Source organism: Bacillus sp. MYb209, assembly GCF_002975175.1.
Taxonomy (GTDB): Bacteria; Bacillota; Bacilli; order Bacillales; family Bacillaceae_G; genus Bacillus_A.
In genome coordinates this window covers 1-3847 of the sequence record NZ_PCNZ01000090.1, presented here as the reverse complement: position 1 = coordinate 3847, position 3847 = coordinate 1, and the positions used below count along the sequence as shown (strand labels likewise).

Below are 3847 nucleotides of genomic sequence, written 5' to 3'. Positions count from 1 at the left end.
ACTATTTCTGGGAACTTCAAGACGGCAAGATAGGTGAAGCTACAGAAATGGATCCAATAGAAGAGCAAACATTCTCTTTAAATACTTTCGGTGATGAAGTAACGGCCGCTCTACATAAATCAGGAGATCTTTAATAAACATCTATAAATTATAGTTAGAAGCACCCCCTTTTGTATTTATCTTTTCTAAATTTCTTCAATACATAGATGTGATTCTTAAGTCGGAGGAAGGCACCTTAGGGTGTCTTTTCTTTATTTCCAAAAGGACCTGCTCAATTAATCCTTAAAAACATAAGGTAAAGTGAATCCATTAAAATACATGAGTGACCTTAATTTTCCCCTCCTACTCAAAGGAGAGATTAAAATGGGCTTTGGTGGTAGTTGCAGTAGTTGTGGCGGCGGCTTTGCTTTATTAGTTGTATTATTTATTTTATTAATCATAGTTGGAGCTTCTTGCTTCTGCTAAAAAACTATCGGGAAGGACACTCTTATATGAGTGTCTTTTCTTTATGCGTTAAAAAGCCCACCTATTTCCGTAGGTGGGCTTTTTCTTTATTACACAATACCAAAGTATACTCTCTTTTTCTCATAAACTTTATGTAATTATACATATTTGTAAAAATTACACCAACTAAATATTACATGTAGTAAAATATAAATTGTGGACACGTTCTATAAAGCAGATTCTCCGATTAGAAGGCGTAACACATCTCAACCATATAGATGTGGCGTTGCTTTAATCTAGCCAAACAAACGATCTCGATTCTCTTGTATTTGTACACTAACAATCTGGTGAAAATAAATGATTCTGTTTTATAGGGCGTGTTTACTTAATGTCCAATACATATTATTAAAAGTAAAGTGGTTCAAGTCGGAGGAAGGCACCTTAGGGTGTCTTTTTTTATTTTCGTTCGACATGATATGACAATATACAAATTAATAGTTTGCTATTATTATCTAGAAATCTTACATTTATCTACAAATTATTATTGTATTTTCAATTTTTTAAATGTAAAATATTTCAATGTAAATACATACCATTTAGGGAGATGGAGAAAATTATGAAAAAACTATTAGCTTCAGCAACAGCGGTCACATTATTAACAGTGGGGTACAGTTCTTCTGCATTTGCAGCAAAAAGTCCTAATGATACAAAAAACTGTGGACATTTTAAAAGCCAACAAGATGCTCAAGCATTCTGGGATCAAAACGGATATGGTGTTGGAAATGATCCACATCGTTTAGACAATGATAAAGATGGCATCCCATGTGAAGATTATAAGTATCCAACAAGCACAAATACTACAACAGAAAATAAAGAAACTACTAAACCTCAAGAACAAACTAAGCAGGAAAACACTAAGCAAGAACCTGCTAAACAAGAAAACACTAAGCAAGAGAATTCAAAACAAAACAACCAAACAACTGCAAAAGAAACAAAGAAAAATACTAATACAGTTGTGAAAAAAGAAACTAAAAAACATGGTGAAAAATTACCTAATACAGCATCAAACGGTGTTACAATGATGTTAGCAAGCTTAGGCTTAGCATTAGCTGGATCTGTATTAATGTTCCGTCGTAAAAAGACAAACGCATAAAATAGTTCCTTAAAACGGCAGGAGAAATCCTGTCGTTTTCAAATGGAGTGATAAAAATGAATAAAAAACAATGGATAGGCTTATTTTTAATTGTTATTGGACTTACTATCTTTTCCTATTATTTTCTAGAATGGTATGGTGCTAGACAATCAGCAGAGTCGCTAACGACTAACGAAGCGAAGCACTATGAGACCTCCACACCTTCTAAAGAAAATGAAACAACAAACATCAATCAAACAGAGACAAAGACTGAGACTTCATTACAACCTGAAGAACCTGTACAAATTCCCGCTTCAAAGGTAAACCATCAATTAGGAGATAAAGTAGCATATTTAATTATCCCTAAAATACAAAAGAAATACTCTGTATATTGGGGAGCTGACGATAAAGTACTGAAAAAAGGTGTAGGTATGTTTGTTAGTGATTTAACTACTACACCATCTGGAAATGGGCATACAGTTTTAAGTGGGCATAGAGATACTGTTTTTACCGAGCTTGGTCAACTAAAGGAAAATGACCAACTTATCGTGGAATATGAAAATAAAACATATACATATAGAATTAACAAGCATTGGATAACAGATTCAGAAGATCGAACAGTTATTGTAGACAAAAGTGAGCCTACATTAACATTAACAACTTGTTATCCTTTTGACTATATAGGAGACGCTCCAGATCGGTACATAATTGAATCATCTCTATTTTCCATTCGTTGAAGATGGGCGTCCAATACATATTATTAAAATTAAGATGGTTCAAATCGGAGGAAGGCACCTTAGGGTGTCTTTTCTTTATTACTTCAATTTGTAAATTAATAAAAAAAGACTAGCAGTATATACTAGTCTTCTAAATGGGTACCGCCACATGCCCATCAACTTAGGATTTTAAAGTAGCCCCTAAACGAAAATTTTTCTTTTTTTAAATTGATTGATAGTAAACAAGAAAGGTTGGCAAATCACCAACCTTTCTCGTTTGTAGAGTTTTAATTTTCAGTTATCAAACCAAAAATAACCAAAATAATATCCTATGCAGTATTCTCCTCATGACTTTTTTTCTAAAATTTAACGGTTTTTGAGAATCTTTGTAACACAACCCAATATATCATTTTAAATAACTTTAGGTATCAATAAAGAGAATTTAATATCCTTGCAATACTTAAATAATCAGAAGTTTTAGACTAATAAAGGGAGTGTATGATAATATATTTATATGCATTACTTTTCCATCTTTACAATAAACTTACACATAATTAAAAATATTGAGGTGATTCATTAGTGGTTAATAATACGTGTGAAACTAGAAAGTATAATTCAATACATAAAAAACGTTTTTATAATTCCGTTTTTTCAATCCCTTTAGTTGCTTTAGCTTTATTTATATTATCTACTGTACAACTAGAATTAACTACTTTTTTGCTTATTACTTTTGTTTCTGTTGTTATAGTACTCTTTCAATTGATTTATTTTTACAGGAAATGGAAAGTTCTGTAAAAAGTTAAATTTTAGTCAGTTACTAATAACAGTTCTAATTCATTGTACGCCGAAAAGACGGAGTCTGCTTGAAGACTTCGTCTTTGTTTATAGAGGGGGAGCGTCACATTACTATTAACCTAAGATGATTTTATACCCATAATTCATAGAAAGCGTTATTCTTTTTGTAGAAATATAGAGAAAGGATGGCGTTTTTGTATGAATCTATCGATTCAAGATGAGTTTCATTTGTTCGCTGAAGAACTACAGCGATATCTATCCCCACATATTCTTCAACAACTTGCACAAGAGACAGGTTTTGTAAAACGCAAAAGTAAGTATGGCGCAAAAGATTTGGCTGCTTTATGTATTTGGATCAGTCAACATGTAGCAAGCGATTCTCTTACTCGATTATGTAGCCAGCTTTATGCAAATACAGCTACACTTATGAGTCCAGAAGGACTTAATCAACGTTTTAACCGATGTGCTGTTTTATTTCTACAGCGTGTATTCTCCCTTTTAATCAAAAGCAAACTAAACGATTCGTCTCGAATCTCAAGCCAATACACCTCTTATTTTCAACGTATACGTATTTTAGATGCAACTATTTTTCAAGTACCCAATCATTTGGCTCCTATTTATCCTGGTTCAGGAGGATGTGCACAAACAGCCGGTATTAAGATTCAGCTAGAGTATGATTTACATAGTGGAAAATTCCTCAATTTTCAAATGGAACCAGGTAAAAATAATGATAAAACCTTTGGTACAGAATGTTTGGATA

General features: G+C 32.6%; 4 protein-coding genes and 1 pseudogene. 4 read left to right on the top strand and 1 reads right to left on the bottom strand.

From position 1 onward, the window contains the following. Window positions 1-363 precede the first annotated feature (363 nt). The 3 genes from CQZ94_RS30285 to CQZ94_RS30270 all read left to right on the top strand — a co-directional run bounded on the left by CQZ94_RS30285 (window position 364) and on the right by CQZ94_RS30270 (window position 2313). Window positions 364-465, top strand: a complete 102-nt coding sequence (locus CQZ94_RS30285) for a YjcZ family sporulation protein (protein ID WP_000505688.1) — start codon at window positions 364-366, stop codon at window positions 463-465. A 595-nt stretch (window positions 466-1060) separates the two neighbouring features. Beyond that, window positions 1061-1597: an excalibur calcium-binding domain-containing protein gene (locus CQZ94_RS30275; RefSeq protein ID WP_105588380.1), complete on the top strand. Its 537-nt coding sequence runs from the start codon at window positions 1061-1063 to the stop codon at window positions 1595-1597. A 56-nt stretch (window positions 1598-1653) separates the two neighbouring features. After that, a complete protein-coding gene (locus CQZ94_RS30270) occupies window positions 1654-2313 on the top strand; it encodes a class D sortase (RefSeq protein WP_105588379.1) in 660 nt (219 codons plus the stop codon). 785 nt (window positions 2314-3098) lie between these two features. Here the strand turns inward: CQZ94_RS30270 and CQZ94_RS32610 are convergent. Next, a pseudogene (locus tag CQZ94_RS32610) lies at window positions 3099-3182 on the bottom strand (IS6 family transposase); the annotation flags it as partial. Window positions 3183-3285: 103 nt separating this feature from the next. Between CQZ94_RS32610 and CQZ94_RS30260 the strand changes: the two are divergent. Continuing rightward, window positions 3286-3847: IS4 family transposase (locus CQZ94_RS30260; RefSeq protein WP_142395976.1), on the top strand; the 562-nt coding region annotated here is incomplete at its 3' end.

Coding starts and splice junctions, on each gene's coding strand:
- CQZ94_RS30285 (WP_000505688.1), top strand. CDS start 364: ATGGGCTTTGGTGGTAGTTGCAGTAGTTGTGGCGGCGGCTTTGCTTTA.
- CQZ94_RS30275 (WP_105588380.1), top strand. CDS start 1,061: ATGAAAAAACTATTAGCTTCAGCAACAGCGGTCACATTATTAACAGTG.
- CQZ94_RS30270 (WP_105588379.1), top strand. CDS start 1,654: ATGAATAAAAAACAATGGATAGGCTTATTTTTAATTGTTATTGGACTT.